At 44.3% G+C, this 22,397-nt stretch carries 18 protein-coding genes and 4 tRNA genes; 15 read left to right on the forward strand and 7 right to left on the reverse strand.

What is annotated here, in order from left to right:
- Window positions 1-139 precede the first annotated feature (139 nt).
- The 3 genes from ABD036_RS08415 (at window position 140) to ABD036_RS08425 (ending at window position 3,128) form a co-directional block, all read left to right on the forward strand.
- Entirely contained in the window at window positions 140-2,167 is a 2,028-nt protein-coding gene (locus tag ABD036_RS08415; protein WP_343858631.1) for a TIR domain-containing protein, read from the forward strand.
- Between the two features lie 105 nt (window positions 2,168-2,272).
- Entirely contained in the window at window positions 2,273-2,686 is a 414-nt protein-coding gene (locus ABD036_RS08420; RefSeq protein WP_343858633.1) for a hypothetical protein, read from the forward strand.
- A gap of 46 nt (window positions 2,687-2,732) precedes the next feature.
- Entirely contained in the window at window positions 2,733-3,128 is a 396-nt protein-coding gene (locus tag ABD036_RS08425; RefSeq protein ID WP_343858634.1) for a hypothetical protein, read from the forward strand.
- Window positions 3,129-3,205: 77 nt separating this feature from the next.
- Here ABD036_RS08425 and ABD036_RS08430 read toward each other — a convergent pair whose 3' ends face one another.
- Entirely contained in the window at window positions 3,206-5,176 is a 1,971-nt protein-coding gene (locus tag ABD036_RS08430) for a monovalent cation:proton antiporter family protein (RefSeq protein ID WP_343858636.1), read from the reverse strand.
- A gap of 143 nt (window positions 5,177-5,319) precedes the next feature.
- Here ABD036_RS08430 and ABD036_RS08435 point away from each other — a divergent pair, with 143 nt between their 5' ends.
- Window positions 5,320-6,210, forward strand: a complete 891-nt coding sequence (locus ABD036_RS08435; protein WP_343858638.1) for a GGDEF domain-containing protein — start codon at window positions 5,320-5,322, stop codon at window positions 6,208-6,210.
- Between the two features lie 107 nt (window positions 6,211-6,317).
- Here the strand turns inward: ABD036_RS08435 and ABD036_RS08440 are convergent, their stop codons facing one another.
- From ABD036_RS08440 to tsaA, 3 genes are all read right to left on the reverse strand, one after another.
- On the reverse strand, window positions 6,318-7,157 hold the full coding sequence (locus ABD036_RS08440) for an MBL fold metallo-hydrolase (RefSeq protein ID WP_343858640.1): 840 nt from the start codon (window positions 7,155-7,157) through the stop codon (window positions 6,318-6,320).
- Window positions 7,158-7,321: 164 nt separating this feature from the next.
- Window positions 7,322-9,037, reverse strand: coding sequence for a proline--tRNA ligase (locus tag ABD036_RS08445; RefSeq protein ID WP_343858643.1), 1,716 nt, complete (start codon window positions 9,035-9,037; stop codon window positions 7,322-7,324).
- 115 nt (window positions 9,038-9,152) lie between these two features.
- Window positions 9,153-9,872: a tRNA (N6-threonylcarbamoyladenosine(37)-N6)-methyltransferase TrmO gene (tsaA, locus tag ABD036_RS08450; RefSeq protein WP_343858646.1), complete on the reverse strand. Its 720-nt coding sequence runs from the start codon at window positions 9,870-9,872 to the stop codon at window positions 9,153-9,155.
- A 343-nt stretch (window positions 9,873-10,215) separates the two neighbouring features.
- On the opposite strand from tsaA, the gene ABD036_RS08455 reads away from it, so the two are divergent.
- The 4 genes from ABD036_RS08455 to ABD036_RS08470 are packed head-to-tail and all read left to right on the forward strand — an operon-like array spanning window position 10,216 to window position 14,774.
- The gene (locus tag ABD036_RS08455; protein WP_343858649.1) at window positions 10,216-11,139 is read left to right on the forward strand and encodes an ABC transporter ATP-binding protein; all 924 of its coding nucleotides are present in this window, start codon (window positions 10,216-10,218) and stop codon (window positions 11,137-11,139) included.
- Window positions 11,139-11,873 (forward strand): ABC transporter permease subunit, encoded by a 735-nt coding sequence (locus ABD036_RS08460; RefSeq protein ID WP_343858652.1) that lies wholly within the window; start codon window positions 11,139-11,141, stop codon window positions 11,871-11,873. Before ABD036_RS08455 ends, ABD036_RS08460 begins: the two co-directional genes overlap by 1 nt.
- A gap of 4 nt (window positions 11,874-11,877) precedes the next feature.
- Window positions 11,878-13,731, forward strand: a complete 1,854-nt coding sequence (locus tag ABD036_RS08465) for a GldG family protein (RefSeq protein WP_343858654.1) — start codon at window positions 11,878-11,880, stop codon at window positions 13,729-13,731.
- Between the two features lie 2 nt (window positions 13,732-13,733).
- Window positions 13,734-14,774, forward strand: a complete 1,041-nt coding sequence (locus ABD036_RS08470; RefSeq protein WP_343858656.1) for a DUF4340 domain-containing protein — start codon at window positions 13,734-13,736, stop codon at window positions 14,772-14,774.
- A gap of 46 nt (window positions 14,775-14,820) precedes the next feature.
- Here the strand turns inward: ABD036_RS08470 and ABD036_RS08475 are convergent, their stop codons facing one another.
- Both ABD036_RS08475 and folD read right to left on the reverse strand, forming a co-directional pair.
- A complete protein-coding gene (locus ABD036_RS08475) occupies window positions 14,821-15,381 on the reverse strand; it encodes a DUF1415 domain-containing protein (protein WP_343858659.1) in 561 nt (186 codons plus the stop codon).
- The gene (gene folD / locus ABD036_RS08480) at window positions 15,381-16,235 is read right to left on the reverse strand and encodes a bifunctional methylenetetrahydrofolate dehydrogenase/methenyltetrahydrofolate cyclohydrolase FolD (RefSeq protein WP_343858662.1); all 855 of its coding nucleotides are present in this window, start codon (window positions 16,233-16,235) and stop codon (window positions 15,381-15,383) included. Before folD ends, ABD036_RS08475 begins: the two co-directional genes overlap by 1 nt.
- A 172-nt stretch (window positions 16,236-16,407) precedes the next feature.
- Here folD and ABD036_RS08485 point away from each other — a divergent pair, with 172 nt between their 5' ends.
- From ABD036_RS08485 to ABD036_RS08510, 6 genes are all read left to right on the forward strand, one after another.
- Window positions 16,408-17,040 (forward strand): hypothetical protein, encoded by a 633-nt coding sequence (locus ABD036_RS08485; protein ID WP_343858664.1) that lies wholly within the window; start codon window positions 16,408-16,410, stop codon window positions 17,038-17,040.
- 25 nt (window positions 17,041-17,065) lie between these two features.
- Window positions 17,066-17,326, forward strand: coding sequence for a DUF5062 family protein (locus tag ABD036_RS08490; protein WP_343858667.1), 261 nt, complete (start codon window positions 17,066-17,068; stop codon window positions 17,324-17,326).
- Between the two features lie 161 nt (window positions 17,327-17,487).
- Window positions 17,488-17,564 (forward strand) — tRNA-Pro (locus ABD036_RS08495).
- Between the two features lie 26 nt (window positions 17,565-17,590).
- Window positions 17,591-17,667: transfer RNA gene (locus ABD036_RS08500), tRNA-Arg, on the forward strand.
- Window positions 17,668-17,790: 123 nt separating this feature from the next.
- Window positions 17,791-17,866 (forward strand) — tRNA-His (locus ABD036_RS08505).
- A gap of 3 nt (window positions 17,867-17,869) precedes the next feature.
- Window positions 17,870-17,954 (forward strand) — tRNA-Leu (locus ABD036_RS08510).
- A 750-nt stretch (window positions 17,955-18,704) separates the two neighbouring features.
- Here the strand turns inward: ABD036_RS08510 and ABD036_RS08515 are convergent.
- Entirely contained in the window at window positions 18,705-19,586 is an 882-nt protein-coding gene (locus ABD036_RS08515) for a DUF2138 family protein (RefSeq protein WP_343858670.1), read from the reverse strand.
- 312 nt (window positions 19,587-19,898) lie between these two features.
- Between ABD036_RS08515 and ABD036_RS08520 the strand changes: the two genes are divergently transcribed.
- Window positions 19,899-21,851 (forward strand): S8 family peptidase, encoded by a 1,953-nt coding sequence (locus ABD036_RS08520; RefSeq protein WP_343858672.1) that lies wholly within the window; start codon window positions 19,899-19,901, stop codon window positions 21,849-21,851.
- Window positions 21,852-22,397: the final 546 nt, after the last annotated feature.

Here is a 22,397-nt window from a genome sequence, read left to right on the forward strand (position 1 = left end):
CCATCAATGTTATTTATAAATTCGCTTTTCAATATGTCAAAGAGCCACTATTTCGAGCATACTGGTGTACACTATTTACACAGAAAATAGTCGTATCTTTGTGCGTTTAGCGCATTCACGTCGATCTAAGGGACACGCAATGCAGTACAGTGCTTTTATCAGTTACAGTCATGCCGATGAAAAAATAGCACGTTGGTTGATGGGCAAACTGGAAACGTTTAACGTGCCCAGTAAGCTAGTGGGCAGTGACGGCGAATTTGGCCCTATACCCCGCAAAATAGGCAAAGTGTTTCGCGATCGCGATGAACTCTCTAGCTCTGGAGATCTAGGTAGCACGGTAAACCAAGCACTGCTCAATTCTAACTCTCTTATCGTTATCTGCTCGCCTGATTCGGCCCAATCGAAATGGGTTAACAATGAAGTTGCTGAATTTCGAAAACTAGGCAGAGAACAGCGTATCTTTAGTTTTATCGTTGGCGGAGAGCCGCAAAGTCGCGCACCTGGAGTGGCGTGTTTCCCTGCCAGCTTGTTGGCGCCAGAGCACCCAGGCGAGCCAGAGAGGGAACCTCTTGCTGCCGATGCAAGAGATCAAGGTGACGGTAAGCAGCGGGCATTTTTGAAACTGGCCGCCGGCCTGTTAGGGGTGGGTTTTGATGCCTTGGCACAACGAGATGCACAACGCCGTTTTAGGCGTATGGCCGCTATCACCACCGCCTCGGTAATTGGCATGTCAATTGCTGTGGTGCTCGCCGTGTCGGCATTTTTGGCACGAAATGATGCCCAGCGGCGCCAACAACAAGCCGAAGATATTGTCGGCTTTATGCTTGGTGATCTGCGGCAACGACTAGAAACGGTCGGGCGTTTGGATCTAATGCGCTCAGTAGATGACAAAGCCATTGAGTACTTTTCTAACTTGGATGCCCGTGATTTAAGCGACCGCACGTTGGAAGAACAAGCTCGCTCGTTAACGGGCATTGGCGAAGTGCGTCTCAATGAAGGGAATTACATCGAAGCAATGAACGCCTTTAAAGAAGCCCATTTGCGCACTTCAGCGCTATATCAGCGGGCACCAGAAAATGCCCAGCGGTTGTTTGATCTATCACAAGCAGAGTTTTGGCGAGGCTATGTGGCATGGGAGCAAGGACGTTACCAGGATGCACAGATGTGGCTGAGCCGTTATCGAGACAGTGCAATCAAATTAGCCGCAATAGATCCCGATAATTTCGACTGGCAAAGAGAAGTCGCATACGGGTATCACAATTTAGCCGTATTGGATAAAAGTCGCGGAAATTTCGCACAAGCTGAAGCGCATATGTTGGCTGAACGAAAACTCTATAGCAACTGGCTTGAGCAATTTCCGGAGGATCTGGTTTTAAGATTTGAAGCAGCGAATGTCGATTCCTGGCTGGGCAGCTTAGCACTAGAGCAAGGAAAACTTGGCGCGGCGCAAGGTTATTTTCAAAAACAAGTGCAAGCTATAGAGCAAAACCTATTAGCAGAGCCGCACAACATTGAATGGCGAGAAATTCATATAACTAGCTTGAAGTTGCTCGGCCAGGCAACTGAGAATTTGCAACAATTAGAACAATCCGAAAGACTTTTCCAACAAGCGTTAATGCTTACTGAGCAACTGCACAATCGAGATCCACTCAACATTAAGTGGATGTTGGAGTTTGGCAATAGCCATTGGCGCTTAGTGCATTACGCTGGCGAAAATAGCCATTTTCATTTAGAACAAGCCTCACAGTTAATTAGTCGAGCATTTGAGGCGAATCCTAAAGATGAACGTTCGGCTTACTTTTTGGCCGGCGTAAAAACCTTCCATGGTCGTAAGGCGTTAATAGCTGGAGATATCGACCTCGCTAAAAGGTTAGCAAAGGAGTCACAGGATATTTTGGCCGCGTTTTGGCGAGAAGATGTTCCAGAGGAACTTCGCACCAGCTATGCCCGCAGTTTGATCCTAAAAGGAGAGCTTCACCATTATCAACAGGACTTCGGTGTGGCTCAACAGGTTTGGCAAGATGCCTTGCAAATACTTTCCGAGTCTACAAAGGGTGAGGTGCCTTTTATCCGCTTACCAGATCTCATTGTCGTGTCTGAACATCTGGGGCAAAAAGAACAGGCCACCGCGTATCAACTGCGATTGAGTGCTGCCATAAAGCAGTAACTTTAAAACCCATCATTTGATTGAAATTTGTACTATCTGTAATTGCGTATAATATAAGTGTATAGCAGTGCGACTGTGCACTGATTTATCTTCAAGGAAAATGCTATGTCATGCGAAGAAATAATACTGGATGTACGAAACCGCCATAGCCCCAAAGGTAGCGGTTATAAAAATACAACTGCACTTCATTCAAAACAACCTTACAGTTATCGATTTACCGGCGGAGTCGATGGCGCTGGAGGCATAGAGGAAATTGTAGGTAGTGGGCCTGTAGCAATTCCAGTTGTGATCAAAGCTGACGCTCGATATCGAATTGCGAAGTGTTTATTCACCAATAATAGTGTGACTGCCGACCTGAGCTGGACCTTTGTTGAGGGGGCCGCTATTGATCACAATAAAAGCATTGTTATTTTAGACACTGGCGCGAATGTGATGTCAGGCGAATACACGATCAAAGTGATCGATATTGTTGATAATCACTTCATTATGTGTGACCCGCCCATTAGGAATCGTACCTAAAACGATTCACTTTGGTTCAATACTAGATTCAAATAGGAGCAAGATTATGCCTGATTTTTCAGTCACGTTGGATGTTCAAAAAAGTGCCAGTGTAGTAGGAAGTAAATATATTAATGTTCAAGCAACCAATGGCCAGGAATACAGTTTTAGATACACCGGTGGCAGTGATGGTGACGGGGGGATTACCGAAATTATCGGTTCTGGGCCTTCCAATATAACCGTGACTGTCAGCGGCTTTCCTCGATACGAGGTGAGCGATATACAATTCGATAATAATGATCATAACGATTTGTCCCATCGAGTTTCTGCGGACAAATCATCGGTGGTGATCACGGATACCGATGTCGATCCATTAAACGGTTATTATAAAGTATTGATTAAAGACACCAGTGCGCCGCAGGCATTATTGTGGTGCGATCCACCGATCAAAAATAGAACGTGAAATTAATAACCTTAATTGACAAGGTTGAGATGCTAAGGTGTGCCTCGTTTCAGGCTTTTGCCTTAAACACCTTTGCCCTAGTGCCCTTCTAACAAATACAGCTCGGCGCGCTCAACGCGCCTAGGTTTGCCCGAAATGATGATTACATCATTGGCTTGCAGTGGTTCATGCAGATCTGGATCGGCAATTTCTACATTATTTCTTCTTAGGCCCTGCAAAGTGATACGGCGTCTAAGCAAGTCTAATTCGTTGATGGTTTTGCCCACAGCATAGGCATTTCGGGTTAATATAATCGCGTGCATAAATTCTAATTTATCCGCGGTATTGTAACTCACCTCAGTGGTTTCGCCGGGGAAAAAGCCATGCATGTGTCGGTAATGCTCCTTACGCTCTGAGCGCACGCGTTTCAGTATGCGTGACATTGGGATACCCGATAAATGCAACACCTGTGACACCAACATCAAGCTACCTTCGAGTATTTCAGGCACCACCTGGCTGGCACCAGCAGCGTACAATTCTTGCAGGTGGTAATCTTTACGAGTGCGCACTACAACAGGCAAGTTAGGACGTATTTCCGTAATGGTTCTTATCACACTCAAGGCTTTTTGGTGCTCATCAAAGGTCAAAAGCACTAACTTTGCCGATTCGATTCCTGCTGCCTTTAATATCGACTTTTGGCTAACATCGCCAAACACAACAGGATGACCGGCACTACGACTTTCATTGACTCTGACCGGATCTGCGTCAACCACCAAATAGGGAATTGCTTCGATAGTGAGTAAACGGCTTACTGATTGGCCCACGCGACCAAAGCCGAGGATCAGCACATGATCATGCATGCCACTGTGATCTAGTTCACCGATGTCTGCTGTGACAGCCGGTGATTGCTCGGTTACTAAGCGTTTGGCTATGCCCAGACTGTTGTCTATAAGCCACGGAGTTAAGGCCATAGAAAGCACGCCTATTGCCAGTAACATGGAGCCTTGCTCAGCCGTGAGTAAATTGTGATTGACCGCCAAAGCCGCTAACACAAAACTAAATTCACCCATTTGACATAACTTTAAGCCGGTAGCCCAAGAGTCGATGCTGTTGGATTTAAACAACCAAGTCACGGCTCGGATTAAACAAAGCTTAAGCACCATGATCACGACCAGTCCTAACAATATCCAGTGGAATTGATTGAGCAGCGTTTGCATTTCAAAGCGCATACCCACCGTAATAAAAAACAATCCCATTAAAATGTCACGAAAGGGACGAATATCAGCCTCAAGTTGATGACGGTACTGACTTTCACTGAGCATCATGCCAGCCAAGAATGCCCCTAGTGCTAACGACAAACCAAAGGAGTAGGTAAGTCCAGCTGCCAATAGGGCAACTAATATGGTGGTTAAAACAAACAGCTCATCAGTGCGAGTACGAGCCACTTCATTAAAAATGCGTGGCAATAACCACTTGCCAATCGCGAGTAAAATGCCAACCACTAAAGTGCCTTTTAACAGCGCCATGACAATAGCTAACCACAAACTGCTGTGGGCACTTTCAGCCAATAAGGGGACTAAAATTAAAAGCGGTACAACGGCCAGGTCTTGAAACAATAGAATACTTACCACCATTTGCGCTCGTGTCGTGTTAAGCGTGCCTTTCTCACTCATCTGCTTTATCACGATTGCGGTGGACGACAACGCGATCATGCCACCAATGATCAGTGCTGCTTTGGCATCAAAGCCCAACAAACTGGCGATGACCATGAATACAAGGGTGGTAATCACCATTTGCGCAAGACCGATGCCAAACACTAAGTGGCGCATCGCCAGTACTTTTGGTAGGGAAAATTCAAGGCCTAGTGAGAATAATAAAAATACAATCCCCAGCTCCGCAAAAAAGTGCATCTCTTCTGGATTGTCGATAATGGCCAGCATGTGAGGACCGGCCACAACGCCACAAAATAGGTAAGCTAAAATTGGCGGTAAATTGACCCGCTTAAACAGCCAAACGGTGAATACCGCGACTGTCATTAAGATCATTATGCTGGCGAAACTCACATGCATCGGGTGTTATTTCCTTTATCGAATTCTAGATTGGGAATGCGTTTTTTAAGCTTAGCAGTATCTACTGGCATAGTGATTGCAAACAATCGTTAGATTGAATTGAAACTGCACTATTCGCCAAAAAATTGGCAGGAGCTACCGCCTTGGAACAATTATCGTCACGCTATGATACGTTGATAAGTGATACTCTTTTTAGCTCGGATCCACAACAAAGTGGACTCAGCCAAATGGAGTCGCATGACATCATGCAACAATTGGCTGCCAGCATTGACCTGCACAAGTTAACCAGTGTTTTTTATGCCCAATTGAAACGCTACCTTAACGTTGACTCGGTAACCATTAAGTTTCCAACGGGCTTGCTCTCTATGGGAGACAATAGTCAGGCTAACAATATAAAAACCCTAGAGCAAGTAGCCAATCATACGATTTTGGCAACTTTGGTATATGGCTTTTCGAATCCGCTTAGCCCCCGTGAAACCACGGTGTTAAATCAGTTGCACAAGCACTTTAAATTCCCCCTTAAAAATGCGCTAGAGCATCACAATGTTAAACAGTTGGCACTTAAAGATCACTTAACCTCGTTAGGTAATCGCGCTAATTATCAAGAAACGCTGCAGCGCTTGATAAGTCAGGCCCGACGCAGCCATGAAGCATTTGGCCTGTTAGTCATTGATATGGATAACTTTAAAACAATTAACGATACCTTTGGTCATCACGAAGGCGACAATGTGTTGACCGCCATGGCTGATGCGCTGCGTCAATCGGTGCGCGACACCGACTACGTGTTTCGATTTGGTGGTGATGAGTTTTGTTGTTTACTGCCAGGCAGCGACGCGGCAACCAACAGTAAAATTGCTCAGCGCATTCGTCGATTCATGCAAGATATGCCTATTTTAGCCAGACATAGAGTATCGTGCAGTATCGGTAGTACCCAGTTTGTTGAGCAAGATTCAGAGCAAGACTTGTTTAATCGTGCAGATAAAGCGCTTTATTTGGCAAAACAAAGCGGTAGAAGTTGTTTTAAGGCGGCATAAAATGGCTGAGTTTGCGGCAAATCCTTGCAGTCTAACTAGGGTTTCTAGCTCGGTCACACGTCGCCAGTCAGTCAGAAATCTTAAAAATCACGTTTCGTAAAGTGAAGCTATAGATCTATTGCTAGCCCTTCCGCTGCCGCAAATACCTGTAGGTCGTCTTCGGCAATCTCAATCACATATTGGCAATGTTCTTCGATGGCGGCTATTTCGTCATCGGTGCGGATGTGATCGTGGCTATACAGCGCTAAACGCTTAGTGCGACAAGCTAACGCAAGTTTAACCGCTTCTTCTGCAACCGAGTGCCCCCAACCTGATTTACCGGGCATATCGGATAACATATATTGGGCATCATGGATGACGATATCTGCTTGCATGGCAAATTCGACCCATTCTAGAAAATCGGTTTCTTTGCGATAAGGAGGATAGAGTTCGTTGTCGGTAATGTAAGCGACTTTGGCGCCGTCAGCTTCAATTAAATAAGAGCTGCCACTACCCGGGTGATTCATCGCAAGGCGAGATATTTTAGCGCTATTGATATTCCAACTTTCAACGTCTTTACCAATCGGCTTGAGCTCAATGTTTGATTGTAGGGTCTTGTAATCAACTGGGAAATAACTGCCGGTCATCTGTTTTAGCACCGCATCGTGCTCATCAAATGAAATCATACCTGGGGTAATGAAAATGTTGCGTCCCGGTTGGTAGATGGGAGCGAAAAAGGGAAAGCCTTGAATATGATCCCAGTGATTATGGGAGAGCAGCAAATGCACATCAGACTGCTTTTTGATTAACTCTTGGCCTAGCTTTTTAATTCCCGTTCCGGCATCAAGAATAATGTCGGTACCGTCATTCAACTGCAAGTGGACGCAAGCAGTATTGCCTCCGTACTTTATAAATTCTGGTCCGGGTGCGGGAGTTGAGCCTCGCACACCATAAAAGGTTAGGCGCATAGATTATCTCTTTTTAAGCTTTGCTACTTCATGCAAGTATTAGCATAGCGTATCAGTGAACAAATCAACAATTAAGATGTTTTGCTATGCAAAGTTATTGAAAACTATATGGAATTGAATTCAAAAGTAAAAACGCCAGTGAGAACTGGCGTTTTGTATTTGAATTACAACTGGGTAATAAAGCGAATGACGTTGTCTATATCCAGTAGCTGTTTTTCACCACTGCGGCGACTCTTGTATTCCACCTTGTTTTCATCGAGGTTGCGTTCTCCGATTACTAATGTATGCGGAATACCCACCAGTTCCATATCATTGAACATGACCCCAGGCCGCTCTTTCCGGTCGTCAAACAACACATCAATGCCCGCAGCCGTGAGCTTCTCATATAAAGTTTCAGCCACTTCCTGAATTCGATGCGACTTGTGCATATTCATTGGAATCAGTGCTAATTTGAACGGCGCAATGGCATCAGGCCAAATGATCCCATACTTATCATGGTTTTGTTCAATTGCCGCTGCAACTATGCGTGAAACACCAATGCCATAACATCCCATGGTTAAGATTTGATGTTTACCTTGCTCGTTTAATACACCACAACCCATCGCGCTAGAATATTTGTCGCCTAATTGGAAAATATGACCAACTTCAATACCGCGCTTAATTTCGAGTTTCCCTTGGCCATCTGGTGAAGGATCTCCGGCTTGCACTTCGCGAATGTCTGCTTGTTGAATTTCGCCAACATCGTTCTGCCAATTTACACCTTGTAGATGGTAACCGGTTTTATTGGCACCACATATAAAATCAGCCAAATGGGCGGCACTTCTATCGACAATCACTGGGATAGTTAATCCCACGGGACCTAAAGAACCAATATCACAGCCCAACATTTGTTTGACTGCATCATCAGATGCTAGCGTTAAAGGTGCGTGCACTTCGGCTAGTTTCTCAGCCTTTATGGTATTGAGTTGATGATCGCCGCGCAGCACCAAGGCGACTAATCCTTGCGGTTGGTCGTCTTGTTGTTGAGCCAGCACAATCAATGTCTTGACCGTTTGCTCTGCTGTAACGTCAAAATGGGCGCAAACCTGCTCAATGGTGCCCACATTAGGAGTAGCGACTTCACTCATGGTCTGAGTTCCTGTCGGTTTTTCTCCTGCTGGCGCTAGCGCTTCAGCCATTTCAGTATTGGCCGCGTAATCCGAGCTATCACTAAAGGCGATGGCATCCTCGCCCGATTCTGCCAGTACATGAAACTCATGAGATACCGCACCACCTATGGAACCTGAGTCTGCTATTACTGGACGATACTCTAGCCCTAGGCGCTCAAAGATATTGCAGTACGCTTGAAACATATCTTGATAGGTTTTTTCAAGAGAGTCATTGTCGATATGAAATGAATAGGCATCTTTCATGGTAAATTCACGACTACGCATAATGCCAAAGCGAGGACGCACTTCATCTCGAAATTTAGTTTGTACTTGATACAGATTAATCGGCAGCTGTTTATAACTGCTGATCTCGTTCTTGACCAACGCGGTAATGACTTCTTCGTGTGTGGGTCCTAAAACAAAATCTCGATTGTGGCGGTCTTTAATGCGTAGCAATTCCGGACCGTACTCTTCCCAGCGCCCGCTTTCTTGCCATAAGTCAGCAGGTTGTACGACTGGCATTAACATCTCGATAGCACCGGCTTTATTCATTTCGTCACGCACGATTTCACTGACTTTATTTAATACCCTCAGGCCAGTCGGTAACCAGGTATATAAGCCGGAGGCGAGTTTACGCACCAAGCCGGCTCGCAGCATTAATTGATGACTGACTATTTCGGCATCTGCCGGAGTTTCTTTTTGAGTTGACAGTAAATATTGGCTGGTACGCATCAGCTTTGTGGATCCTTTTAATCACAGGGGTGCAAAACGGCACACAGTCTAGCAAAACAGCGGGTGACGCAAAAGCGATAATGTCGTGTTTAGCGCTATAAAAACAGCTACGATGTTAACGGATTGAGGTTTCGACCAAAAGTATCTGTTCAACAATGCATTGCGCTTGCTCTACGCGCCAATGAACATCAAAATCAAACAACTTAACTCCATAGATCCTATCGGACGCTTTACCTTGCTGGTATGCAGGGCGAGGATCCTGTGATAACACCTGTTGTATTAGGGTAAATAACTGCGGATAGGTTGTTTCATGCCGTGCAATGGTGGCTAAGCTGGCCTTTGAAAATACCACTTCAAGTGATTGTGTCGGAGGCGCTTGAGCGTAGCCCGCTTGTGCATCGGTGATCGCATCGGCATAGGGCAGATAAGGTTTAATATCGACAATCGGTGTCATATCAACTAAATCCATACCAGAGACAATCAGGCATGGTCCGGTTTTGCGCTGCTCAACATGGATGAGTTTGACCACGCTCATGCCAATATTATTAGGCCGATGAGTGCTGCGTGACGCGAATACGCCGATTTTTTGGTTTCCTCCTAATCTCGGTGGTCTGACTAAGGCGGAAATATCAGCGGAGTGGGTTTGATGAAAATGAAACAACAACCAAAGGTGGCTGAACTGCTCTATGCCTCGAATAAAATCGGCATCATTGAGCCCTTCAACAAATTGGATCTCACCTAATGCTGCATCCGCCAATCCTGGCTGCCTAGGGATCGCAAACTTCTGTTTATAGGGTGTGCGGATAAACGCAATGGGTTCGATGGCAATTGTCATTAACTAAGCCTGTTTAAATGAGGGAGCGCATTGATATATTCTGCAACATTTTTAATGCCTTTTGACATTTTCCCGACATATTTCTTTGCTAGCCTTGCGCCAACTCATTTCCCCGACCCATTTGGACTTAAGTTAGTTCGTTCTAGCTTAAGTCATTTTTTTTAGTATCATGGTGACAATTCGTTCAGATACTAAAAATCTGACCTTGGGGACTTATGTCAGCAAATCCATTTTCGTCCGTTTAGCATTGCGCTTATTTGTCCAATAAAAATTGTTGAATTCTTTTTTATGGGCACCATATACACCCTGAATTTTGTTAATTCTTGATCATGATGGGAATAGTATGATCTATGTAAATAATTTATCTAAATTGTTTGGTGATTTTGTTGCAGTAAATGACCTTTCATTCAATGTACATGCTGGTGATGTTGTGGGCTTTTTAGGCCCCAATGGCGCTGGAAAATCAACCACGATGAAAATGTTAACCGGATTTCTTGCGCCCAGCTCGGGCGACATCCAAATCTGCGATATGTCGTTGCAAGATGATCTTAAATCAATTCAAAAAAGGATTGGTTATCTGCCAGAGGGTGCACCTGCTTATGGCGATATGACACCGTTACAGTTCTTGAACTTTATTGCTAGGGTAAGAGGGCTAAAAGGTGAGCACAAAAAGAATCGGATCAATACTGTTATCAAGCAGGTTGATTTACAAAGCGTGCTAGACAAGCCGATTGAAAATTTATCCAAAGGGTTTAAACGCCGAGTGGGACTTGCTCAAGCTATCTTGCATGATCCTGAGATTTTGATCCTAGATGAACCTACCGATGGCCTCGATCCCAATCAAAAACATCAAGTTCGTGAGCTTATTCAGAACTTAGCAAAAGACAAAATCGTCATCGTATCTACCCATATTTTGGAAGAAGTGACCGCTGTGTGTAATCGGGTGATGATTATATCCTCAGGTCAACTTCGCTTTGATGATACCCCAGATGCCTTATTGGCAAGGTCAAAATACTATAAAGCAGTCACATTGCACCTAAGTTACCCTTCTGATATTTCGGGTTTCCTTGAGTTACCAGGCGTTTTAGATTTGGAGCATGACAGAACCTCTGGTCGAGTGACCTTGTTGACACAGAATGGTGCTAATATTTTGCATCATGTGACTGAACATATTAAAGAACGACGACTGCCGGTGGATACGATTTTTGTTGAACAAGGCCGTCTAGATCAAGTTTTCAGAGAAATTACACAAGGAGAGCAAGCCTAATGGGACTGGTTTTTACTTTGTTTAGGCGGGAGCTATCCAGCTTTTTTGCAACTCCCGTTGCCTATGTCTTTATTACTATCTTTCTGATTTTATCTGGCGTTTTCACCTTCTTTATTGGAAGTTTTTACGAACGTGGACAAGCGGATTTGTTACCGTTTTTCAATTTTCATCCTTGGCTCTATTTATTCTTAGTGCCAGCGATTGCCATGCGCACTTGGTCGGAAGAGCGCAAAAGTGGCACCATTGAATTGTTAATGACTCTGCCTATCAGTACGTTGCAAGCGGTGCTTGGGAAGTTTTTAGCATCGTGGGCTGTGCTGGGATTGTCGTTATTGTTGACGTTCCCACTGTGGCTTACGGTCAACTATCTCGGCGCGCCGGATAACGGTGTCATTATTGCTGCCTATATTGGCAGCTGGTTGATGGCGGGAGCCTTCTTAGCAATAGGCATGTGCATGTCAGCACTGACTAAAAATCAGGTGGTGGCCTTTATTTTAGCCGTAGTGGTGTGCTTCTTGTTTGTCGTTAGTGGCAGCAATATTGTGCTTGATGCCTTTAAAAACTGGGCACCTTCGTTAGTCATAGATACGGTGGCCTCGTTTAGCTTTTTAACTCACTTTGAATCCATGGCCAAGGGCGTCATTGCACTCAACGATGTGGGTTATTTCCTGATTTCCATTGCAATTTGGCTGTATGTCAGTTTGTTGATCATCGAACACAAAAAGGCGGATTAATCGGATGAGTAAATTATCTACCTCTTTCATTCTATTTTTACTGGCAATTTTGTTCTTTGCACTGACGGTGCTCAATAATCAGTTACTCAGTCCGTTGCGCCTTGATTTGACCGAAAATCAAGTTTATTCCCTGTCAAAGGGAAGCAAGGAGATTGTAGCTAACATTGATGAACCCATAAATTTGTACTTTTTCTTTTCGGATAAATCTTCCAAAGGAATGACCACGCTACGTAATTATGCCAGTCGTGTAGAGAGCATGTTGCAAGAATATGCCAATGCTGCGCCTGGGAAAATCAAACTCAATGTGATCGACCCCGTCGCTTTTTCCGAAGCCGAAGATCAAGCCAATCAATTTGGCCTCACAGCGGCTACCGTTGGCAATCTGGGTGATGCTATTTATCTGGGTTTAGCGGCGACCAATGCACTGGATGATCAAGAAGTTATTGCGTTTTTTGATCCTCAGCAAGAGAAGTTTCTAGAGTATGAAATCAGCAAACTATTGCATAAATTGTCGAGCCCGCAAGCTGTTAAAGTAACAGTGGTCAGTGATCTACCCTTGTCAGGCGGGCAGAACCCAATGTCGGGTCGCTTCGATCCTGCATGGTCGTTTTTAACCCAACTTCAACAGCTTTATGATGTAGAGCAAATTGGTAATTCAGCCCAGAGCTTGCCTGAAGGATCTGAAGTAGTGATGTTAATTCATCCTACCGAAGTGTCTGAAGAGCTGATGTTTGCTATTGATCAATATGCGCTTAAGGGCGGCAAGTTATTGGTATTTGTTGATCCTAATAGCGAATCAGATCCCATGGCGATGATGGCGGGAATGGGCGCGATGGGGCCTAGCAGCTCTAATCTGCCCTCGCTGTTCAAAGCGTGGGGCGTTAACTTTGATGCGACCCAAACTCTGTTGGATGCAGAACTTGGACTCGATATTCGCACCAGTGATGGTGGCGTTGCACGTCATTTTGGTTTTATTGGAATTGAATCTGCGCAGTTAAACCGTAGCGACGTAACGACGGCCAGCCTCGAAGTGATTAATGGCGCATCCTTTGGTGTGTTTAGTAAAAACCCAAGTAGCTCTGTTCGTTGGGAAACCTTAATGAGCTCCTCTAACAACACTGCCTTGATTCCGGTTGGAACGTACGCTGCTAACCGAGAGCCGCAAGCGCTATCAAGAGAGTTTGAAAACGCTAATCAACAGCATGTATTAGCTGTGCGATTAACCGGTAAAGCAAAGTCTGCATTTGATGAGGCGCTAGATACTTCGCAGCAGCAAGACTTTATAGCCAGTACTGAGCAGTTGAATGTCATCCTAGTGGGTGATACAGACATGCTAGCGGATCGATTCTGGGTACAACAAGCCAACTTCTTTGGCCAAACCATGCTCACGCCCTTTGCGAATAACGGGGACTTTGTGACCAATGCCGTGGAAAACTTAGCCGGCAGCAATGCCCTGATCAGCATACGTAGTCGCGGCACTTTCGCAAGACCCTTTACCACGGTCGACGCGCTCACCGTAGAAGCGGAACGTAAGTTCAGAGAGCAAGAGCAATTACTGCAACAACAGTTAGATGAAACCGAACAGCAACTTGCTCAATTACAGCAACAAGAAGCTGAAGGGGCAGCATTGGTATTGTCTCCGGCGCAGCAACAAGCCATCGACGACTTTGTTGCCAAACGGGTTGAGATAAGAAAAGCACTTCGAGAAGTAAGGCATCAGCTAGATAAGGATATTGAAGAATTGGGTAACTGGCTCAAGTTCATCAACATTGCTGTTACTCCTTTCATATTGATGCTGGTGTTAATGCTGCTTTCCAGATTGTTTAGGACAAGGTCAAATGGATCAGAAGGACTCTAACTATGAATAAACAACTGGTTTCTTTGATTATTCTTTTGGCCATTGTTGGCGCGGCGATTTATTACTTGTTTGTGCAATCGGCTATGCATGACCAAGACAAAGTGCGACTTTTCCCAACATTGGCTGACAATGCGACGCGAGTTGAGCGTATCAAAATATCATCAGTCAATGGCGTATTGCTTGACGCTGTGCCTGCTCGCAGTGGCTGGCAAACACGTCTTGACGGTGTTTTTGTCAATTACCCAGTGGACCAAGCTCAATTAGCTGGGCTACTCGAAGGTCTTTCACAGGCGGTGTTGTTTGAAGCCAAAACAAAGCGTCCGGAAAACTTCGATAAATTGAATTTAACCGATGTGTCTAACCCCGATAGCTTAGCGACTTTAGTCGAGGTATCAAGGCCGGGGAAAACTCACAAAGTATTGATTGGTAGTCAGGCGAGCTCTGGTCAGGGGACCTACGCACGCCTTGTAGACAACAATCAGAGTTGGTTATTGGATCAATCGATTCAACTACCTACTGATGGATTCGATTGGCTCCGACAACCGATTTTAGATTTTGATGTAAAGCAACTCTCGGCCATTGCTCGAATGGGTGATAAAGGCTTTAGCATACAGCGTAATCAAGCTGAGGACGGTGCGTTCGAACTTACCAATCTGCAGCCCAATCAAGCACTGAAATATGCTACTGTGATTGATGGATTTGTTGAGTCTGTGGTCAATTTGAGTTTTGATAAAATCCTAACAGACGCTGAAGCCAACTGGTCTGCAGAAACCGACATCATTACCTACGAAATATCGCTTGAGGACGGCACTGCTATCCAGATGCAGTTACTAAACGCTGATCCAAAAGCTTGGGTGAAATTTAGCCGAGTGACGAGTACAGGGCAGAGTTATTGGGACGGACTTAGCTATCAAATTTCCAATTTCTCAGCACAGCAATTAGATAAACAGGTGACGGATTTTATTAAATCTGAAAGCCAAGCACAGCAAAGTCAAACTCGAGATGTGAATATTGACGAGGGTGAATCACCTTCAGGTGAGTAACTTCTTGGGTATGAGTGAGTCGTTTTAGACGACTGCTGTTATTTGTCTAGCACTGAGGTGATTGAAAACAGCGCTTTAAAAGCTCTTTTAGAGCGCTGCTGCCCATGTCATTGGCCTTATTGATATTATTCTGAGGAATAAGCTCAGGATGTTTGTATGACGCTATCGCCTTTTCCAAACTGTCTTCTCTAAGTAAATGAAAAACGGGATAGGGCGAGCGGTTGGTGTAGTTTGAAGGCGCATCATAGTGCTCATCCTCAAAACAATAGTCGGGGTGAAAGCTGGCAATCTGATAGATGCCGCGATACTGATTATCATCAATCCAATCTTCGAACTTGTCGAGAACATCCAAATAATCAAAAAAGCTCTCTAACCCTTTTGAGACGATTATCAAAGTCGTTTCTGTTTGCCGGTTTTCATTTAGGTAGATGATTTCTTGGTGCAGCACACTGGTAAGTTCGACCTGCGTCGATGGTTGCGCGATATCACAATATCGAATGCTTTGATTAAGCACTTCTTTTTTCGCAAATGGGCAGAAATTTAGCTTAACTATTACCTGTTCAACCCAGACTTTAGTGGCGCTAATTGCAGGGGATTCGTTGACCATCAGTAACGATACTTAATGTACGCCTCTAAGGTGTTTTCTATCAAGCTCGCAACCGTCATTGGCCCAACGCCACCAGGAACTGGTGTGATCCAGCCTGCATGTTGTTTGGCAACGTCAAATTCCACATCACCGACCAAACTACCGTCAGATTGTCGATTGATACCGACATCAATCACAATAGCGCCAGGCTTCACCCAATCTCCGGGGATAAATTCTGCCTTACCAACAGCAACCACTAAAATGTCAGCACGTTGTACGTGGCTTTTTAGGTTTTTAGTGAATTTATGACAGGTTGTTACGGTACAACCGGCTAACAATAACTCCAGTGACATTGGGCGACCAACAATATTCGAGGCGCCAACAATTACCGCGTCCAATCCTTTTGCTGGGCGTTTTGTTGATTCGATTAAGGTCATTATGCCTTTAGGTGTGCAAGGGCGTAAGGCGGGCATACGTTGCACTAAACGACCAATATTGTATGGATGGAATCCATCTACATCTTTATCAGGACGAATGCGCTCTAATACTTCGTTCGCATCCAAGCCGGCGGGTAGGGGCAATTGCAACAAAATACCGTCGACTTCGTTGTCATTATTAAGCTCATCGACCAAGGTCAATAATTCTTCTTGGCTGATACTCGAAGGTAAGTCGTGAGCGCGATCAACAAATCCTACTTCTTCACAGGCTTTACGTTTATTGGCAACGTAAACGCCAGATGCCGGGTCATTGCCAACTTTAATCACAGCTAGTCCCGGTGCTCGCTTACCTGCAGCCGTGATGGCTTCAACTTGCGCTGCTACATTTTGTCTTACTTGCTGTGCTATGGATTTACCGTTAATCAGTTGCGCTGGCATGTTGGTTTCTTTGTGTAACTAAGAGATGTACCCATTGTCCCATATCCAATGCATTTTCTGCAATCTCGACTTACTCGTTATCGGTGGATTTGAGTTATATGCTCAGCTCAATTTAACGTATAATACCGAGACGATTGCGATTCAATGTTAAATTTATGATAGGAAGTGGTTTTTGGAATTCTCAGGTGTCGAAATTTTTGGTTATTGCGCATCTGCGCTCATAGCCTTCTCATTAACAAGAAGCTCTATCATTAAACTGCGCTGGTATAACTTGTTCGGCGCTGCTTCTTTTTGTATCTACGGTGTCATCATTGGCGCGGCCCCTGTCGCCATATTAAACGGCTTCATTGCGCTGACCAACGTGGTTTATTTACGAAAAATGCTGACGCAAACCGATCAGCACTTATCTATTTTAGAAGTAAGCCTACCCTCCAATTATGTGAAATTTTTTTTAGACTTTCACAAACAAGAGGTAGATGTTTTATTCCCTCGCTTTTTAAATAAGATGGCGCAGCTCAATCGGCGCTTTTTCTATCTAATGGAAAACACCGAAGTGGTGGGATTATTGTCGGGATTTGAATTAGATGATGGTACTTTTGTGGTAGATTTTGATTTTGTGATCCCCGCTTATCGAGATTGTCGTTTGGGACAATTTGTACTGGGTTCGGGCCAGCATCTTAAACAGGTGACGCAATATGATGAAATAGTGGCTGAAGCCGACAGTCCCGAACATGAAAACTATCTCAAGGAAATTGGTTTCTCAGCGAATGAGAATGGCGTATGGTCTTATAAACCAACAACTTAAAAAAACGTTCAACAGGCCCTAATGCATGAAAAAAATTAAAAATGAAGCTCAATTGTTGAAGATGGCTATTGCGGTCGGCGGCACCTATGCTAAAAATCGTGGCTATAAAGATTTTAGTCCTGAGATGGGACAAAAAGAAAAAGTCGAAATTATCTACCGTTTGTTGGTAAATGATAAATTGGTTGCACCATTAGCCAGTGACTCTGAAGATCTATTGAGCATGAAACACCGATTGGCGGTGTGGATTAAGAATAAATTGCCGCCAGATCACGAGTTGTTAAAATAAATGAGCAACCCTCATTAAATCGGCAATATTTTGGCTGATATTTAATCCAATTGGACTAATATTGAGCATCTGAATATTTTGTTTAAAAAAGTGTTTGACGAGGTAGGGGCAAGTGGGTAATATGCGCCCCCCGTAGCGAAGAGGATTTCGCAACGATTGTTCGGTGAGTAGCGCAGCTTGGTAGCGCACTTGGTTTGGGTCCAAGGGGTCGCAGGTTCGAATCCTGTCTCACCGACCACTTTTTTGTTTGTATTGATTCGTCACGCGTCCGTAGCTCAGCTGGATAGAGCACCCGCCTTCTAAGCGGGTGGTCGCAGGTTCGAGTCCTGCCGGACGCGCCAGCGGTCGGAAGGATGAATACCTTAAAAGTTAGACTAAATTGTTTGATACAGTTTAGAACGACTAAAAGGTGATAATTCGGTAGCGAGCAACAAAGAAATAGTGTAAAAATGTAAGACTCAGTGGTGGACGTAGCTCAGTTGGTAGAGCCCCGGATTGTGATTCCGGTGGTCGTGGGTTCAAACCCCATCGTCCACCCCACTTGCGGAAGTGGTGGAATTGGTAGACACGCTGGATTTAGGTTCCAGTGCTTCACGGCGTGAGAGTTCAAGTCTCTCCTTCCGCACCATTTTGATGTTGTTGGTCTACTCAATAGACACTTATCAAAATGCAGTAATTCTCGAATTCTCTTCAAAAAATCTATTTCCCTGAAACAAAGCTGTCACTCTAAAGCCACAATTGCCAATTTTGATTGTTGTTCATGTCTGTCGTAGTTAACTACCAGCAGGAGTTTAGAAGATCCCCGACAAAAGCATTCGGGAATGACGGTGTTGTTAGCTGGGATCTCTTAAACCGTCTGTCGTAGTTAACTACCAGCAGGAGTTTAGAAGATCCCCGACAAAAGCATTCGGGAATGACGGTGTTGTTAGCTGGGAGCTCTTAAACCGTCTGTCGTAGTTAACTACCAGCAGGAGTTTAGAAGATCCCCGACAAAAGCACTCAGGAATGACGGTGTTGTTAGCTGGGAGCTCTTAAACCGTCTGTCGTAGTTAACTACCAGCAGGAGCTTAGAGGATTCCTGACAAAAGCATTCGGGAATGACGGTGTTGTTAGCTGGGATCTCCTACAACGTCTGTCGTAGTTAACTACCAGCAGGAGCTTAGAAGATCCCCGACATAAGCATTCGGGAATGACGGTGTTGTTAGCTGGGATCTCCTACAACGTCTGACGCAGTTAACTACCAGCAGGAGTTTAAAAGATCCCCGACAAAAGCATTCGGGAATGACGGTGTTGTTAGCTGGGATCTCCTACAACGTCTGACGAAGTTAATTACAAACAGGAGTTTAGAAGATCCCCGATCAGATATTTGTTCTGATGCTTAATTGGTTTTTACTTTTAATCCTTCAGAAGGGATATCCAAGTATAAGCTGATCACCCGACCACCTCTTAGTACACTAAATACTAAGGTTTGCGCATTGGGGATTAATGTTTGAATGGCTTCTAGTCCTTCGTCAGTGGTGACATCATGACCATTCACTTTCTGAAGTACATCACCTTCTTTAAAACGCGCAGCCTTATATAGCTTTGGATTTTGACCTGGCGAAACTAACATTCCTAAAGTTCCGTCATTTGCCGTGTGTGGTTGAGTACTAATAACATGCTCTAGCAACTTGGGGCGATTTCCGATCTTCTTGGCTAATCCTTCAGGATCATCAACTATTGTGTAATTTTCGCCGTCACTGTCTTTAGGATCAATTGCATAATTGTGATCTGAGCTTTTAGTACCTTGCAAAAGCAATACTTCTTTACTGCCATTATTAAGCAATATCACGCGATCATTCCGTATTTCGACTAGGGTTGCTTTGGTATAGGCAATCTGATCATTGACATAATAGGTTCTAACTTGCAGCCGAGATTGAATAGTCGCAGACGCTTCAGATTGAGTGTCAGATGCGACTAAACCAAGTAACGTCAAATCTAACGGTGTTTGTTCGAGTCCTTCAAGATCAACATTTTCTTGAGTCCCTTGTAATCCCTCTCGGTTTTGTTCCCACAAGGCTGCGTTAGCATCATCGTCCAGTAAGCTACTTTCGGCTTCTTCTGAAAGGGTGATGGGATCATGGCTAGGGTTGACAAAAACAACGTAACTAAGAATTGCGATGGCTAAAACGAGTATTGAAATAATCGTCTTACTGCTTCTATTTAAACCTTGGCTCATATCTATTTTGCACTCGTACTCACTAAAATTAATATTAAGCATATATAGGTAAACCCATCGATACAACTTAATTGCTAATCGAAAGTCTGTGTTCATACCCTGTTGATATCTGTAATCAACATGTAATAAAAGCCTGAGGTAATTTATTTCCACTTAAAAAATGAACTTAAAAAGTGACCAGGGGATGTGTTCACTCATTCATATATTAAGTTTTCCAGTTCACTTTTTAAGTTCACTTTTTAAGTCTGAGTATTTTTCTAGTAAAATCAATGGGATATGTTGAACTTTCAGGTTGGCACGGGTTGTGCATTATTTGGTCAGAGTAATTTTATTCATCCGTAAGGGAGAAGTGATATGAGTTTTTTCACAGATAAGAAAACACTATTAGTTGGGGCAGTTTCCCTCATCAGTAGTGTCTCAGCAGTGATGCTGACAACGCAAGCTAATACCAACAGCACGCCATTCTTTACTCAATCAGGCAATACGCCAACGATGGTTGTGAGCAATCAATTACGCCAAGAAAACTCTTACATTCTACAAGGGTTGGGACGTGATGCTTTGGTCGCAGCGGTTGAGAACGTCGGCGGTGCAGTAGCCCGTGAATTTCCAATTATCAACGCTATTAGCGCATACCTAACGTCGTCACAAGCCACTGAGCTGGCCAGCGTGTCAGGTCTTAGAATGACCGAAGACCGTAATGTGATGACTATGGGACTTGGGATCAGTGATGCACTCTCGACAGTTACCAGTATTACAAAAAAATTCTCTATAGATAACTACATTACTACCCAAACTGGAGCGGATAAGTTGCATGAGTTTGGTATTACCGGTAAAGGCATCACCGTTGCGGTTTTGGATAGTGGTACCTTAATGGGCGGTAAAAAAGGTAAAGGGTTGTTGCGTAACAGCTACAACCGCCCAAGAGCGTTTTTTAAATATGATGCTCGACAAGGGGTGCGTACACGTTTACTTAATGACGATCAAAACGGTCATGGTAGTCATATAGCAGGCATTATTGCCAGTAGTCTGAAAAGTGAGAACGGCAAGTTCAACGGCATGGCGCCTGATGTGTTCTTATTGTCTGTTAAAGCCTTTGACGCATCTGGCAGTGGCAGTTATTCCGATGTATTAGATGGTTTGAATTACATCTATCAAAATCGCAACCGTTATAGAATTCGAGTTGTCAACCTATCGTTAGGTGCTGATGTGCAGTCTAACTATTGGAATGATCCTATTAACCAAGCTGTAATGCGTTTGTGGGATGCCGGTGTGGTTGTGATAACTTCCACAGGTAACTCAGGCTCTGATTACGGCACCGTCACCGTGCCAGGTAACAATCCATATGTTATTAGCGTTGGTGCTGTGACCGATAACTTCACTGAATTCGATTTCTCGGACGATCGTATCGCTACGTTCTCGTCTAAAGGGCCGACCTTTGAAGGCTTTGTGAAGCCAGAAGTGGTGGCTTTTGGCGGTCACATTCGTTCGAAAATGAATAAAAATTTATTGCAAAAGAAAAATTTTGTCTCTGACCTGTTAGGTGAAGATTATTATCAGATTTCGGGTACCTCACAAGCTGCGGCGGTGGTTTCAGGAACAGTGGCGTTGATGCTTCAGCACAACCCGTTCTTAACGCCGGATGATGTGAAATGTCGTTTGATTGACAGTGCATCTAAGTTACACGATCCAGCGACAGGCAGGGCTTATGATCCTCTTACTCAAGGTGCAGGATTGGTCAATGCGTATGCAGCAGTAATGAGTCAGGCTAGTGGCTGTGCCAACGTAGGCATGGATATCCAAGCTGACCTGAATGGATTAAAGCATTTTAAAGGTCCAACAATGGTAACCGCTGATGGCCAGCTAGCGATTAAACTGAGCAACGGCGACGTGTTAACTCATGGTTTTGATTGGGATGGCGCAGACGTTCAAGGGTTTGATTGGGGTGATACTCAGGCGCAAGGCTTTGATTGGGGCGATGCCGATGCATTAGGCTTCGATTGGGGAGATGCTGAATCACTTGGATTTGATTGGGAAGTTTCTGCACAAGGCTTTGACTGGGATGTAAGTGTACTTGGCTTTGATTGGGGTGACGCAAATGCGCTAGGCTTCGATTGGGGTAACATGGACTCTCAGGGGTTTGACTGGGGTGGCGCTGATGCACAAGGTTTTGATTGGGGCTCAGTAAACTCTGAAAGTGCAGACAGTGTTGTGGGCGAATCCTTCGATACTCAGTCAGCAGAAGAGTTACCTGCCGAAGCTGTAGAAACCAGCGATGAACTTTTGGAAATCGCAACAGACGGTATCTAATAGTTAACCAACAATAAAGCCGCACTCAATTGAGTGCGGCTTTTTTTATGCGCGCTACTTTTGCTTGTTATGGGGAGTCGCCGAGTCATCGCTTACGATTGCCAAACCAAACCAAGCCAAACCAAAGCTCCTTACCTCTGGTTGCCAGAGATAATCAGAGAGTTAAGTGCGCGTAACTAGAGATGTGGCGCCAGGTTGATTGGTGGTGCGATTAGCAGTGAGCCCTCAGACTAAAATAATGACCCAAAGTCTAGGTAATTTATTTGCACCTCACAAAGTGACTTAAATAATGAATCAATTAATCCATAACTATGTTCATATATTAAGTTTACTAGTTCATAATTTAAGTTAAATTGTAAGGTTGTAAAAAATTCATTTGATAACAGTGGGTTACGTTTGTTTTTAGAGTTGGCATGTTATATGCATTGTCTGGTCAGAGTAATAATATTTATCCGTAATGGAGTTGTAACATGAGTTTTTTCACAGATAAGAAAACATTATTAGTTGGGGCCATCTCCCTAATGAGTAGTGTCTCAGCAGTGATGC

Source organism: Aliiglaciecola litoralis (assembly GCF_039523355.1).
GTDB lineage: Bacteria > Pseudomonadota > Gammaproteobacteria > Enterobacterales > Alteromonadaceae > Aliiglaciecola > Aliiglaciecola litoralis.

What these genes read in the sequence shown, in the direction of transcription:
- tsaA (WP_343858646.1), bottom strand. Translation starts at nt 9,872, where the DNA reads ATGACAATTGCCATCGAACCCATTGCGTTTATCCGCACACCCTATAAA.
- folD (WP_343858662.1), bottom strand. Translation starts at nt 16,235, where the DNA reads ATGCCAGCGCAACTGATTAACGGTAAATCCATAGCACAGCAAGTAAGA.
- ABD036_RS08445 (WP_343858643.1), bottom strand. Translation starts at nt 9,037, where the DNA reads ATGCGTACCAGCCAATATTTACTGTCAACTCAAAAAGAAACTCCGGCA.
- ABD036_RS08465 (WP_343858654.1), top strand. Translation starts at nt 11,878, where the DNA reads ATGAGTAAATTATCTACCTCTTTCATTCTATTTTTACTGGCAATTTTG.
- ABD036_RS08460 (WP_343858652.1), top strand. Translation starts at nt 11,139, where the DNA reads ATGGGACTGGTTTTTACTTTGTTTAGGCGGGAGCTATCCAGCTTTTTT.
- ABD036_RS08420 (WP_343858633.1), top strand. Translation starts at nt 2,273, where the DNA reads ATGTCATGCGAAGAAATAATACTGGATGTACGAAACCGCCATAGCCCC.
- ABD036_RS08455 (WP_343858649.1), top strand. Translation starts at nt 10,216, where the DNA reads ATGATCTATGTAAATAATTTATCTAAATTGTTTGGTGATTTTGTTGCA.
- ABD036_RS08440 (WP_343858640.1), bottom strand. Translation starts at nt 7,157, where the DNA reads ATGCGCCTAACCTTTTATGGTGTGCGAGGCTCAACTCCCGCACCCGGA.
- ABD036_RS08470 (WP_343858656.1), top strand. Translation starts at nt 13,734, where the DNA reads ATGAATAAACAACTGGTTTCTTTGATTATTCTTTTGGCCATTGTTGGC.
- ABD036_RS08515 (WP_343858670.1), bottom strand. Translation starts at nt 19,586, where the DNA reads ATGCTTAATATTAATTTTAGTGAGTACGAGTGCAAAATAGATATGAGC.
- ABD036_RS08425 (WP_343858634.1), top strand. Translation starts at nt 2,733, where the DNA reads ATGCCTGATTTTTCAGTCACGTTGGATGTTCAAAAAAGTGCCAGTGTA.
- ABD036_RS08430 (WP_343858636.1), bottom strand. Translation starts at nt 5,176, where the DNA reads ATGCATGTGAGTTTCGCCAGCATAATGATCTTAATGACAGTCGCGGTA.
- ABD036_RS08490 (WP_343858667.1), top strand. Translation starts at nt 17,066, where the DNA reads ATGAAAAAAATTAAAAATGAAGCTCAATTGTTGAAGATGGCTATTGCG.
- ABD036_RS08475 (WP_343858659.1), bottom strand. Translation starts at nt 15,381, where the DNA reads ATGGTCAACGAATCCCCTGCAATTAGCGCCACTAAAGTCTGGGTTGAA.
- ABD036_RS08520 (WP_343858672.1), top strand. Translation starts at nt 19,899, where the DNA reads ATGAGTTTTTTCACAGATAAGAAAACACTATTAGTTGGGGCAGTTTCC.
- ABD036_RS08415 (WP_343858631.1), top strand. Translation starts at nt 140, where the DNA reads ATGCAGTACAGTGCTTTTATCAGTTACAGTCATGCCGATGAAAAAATA.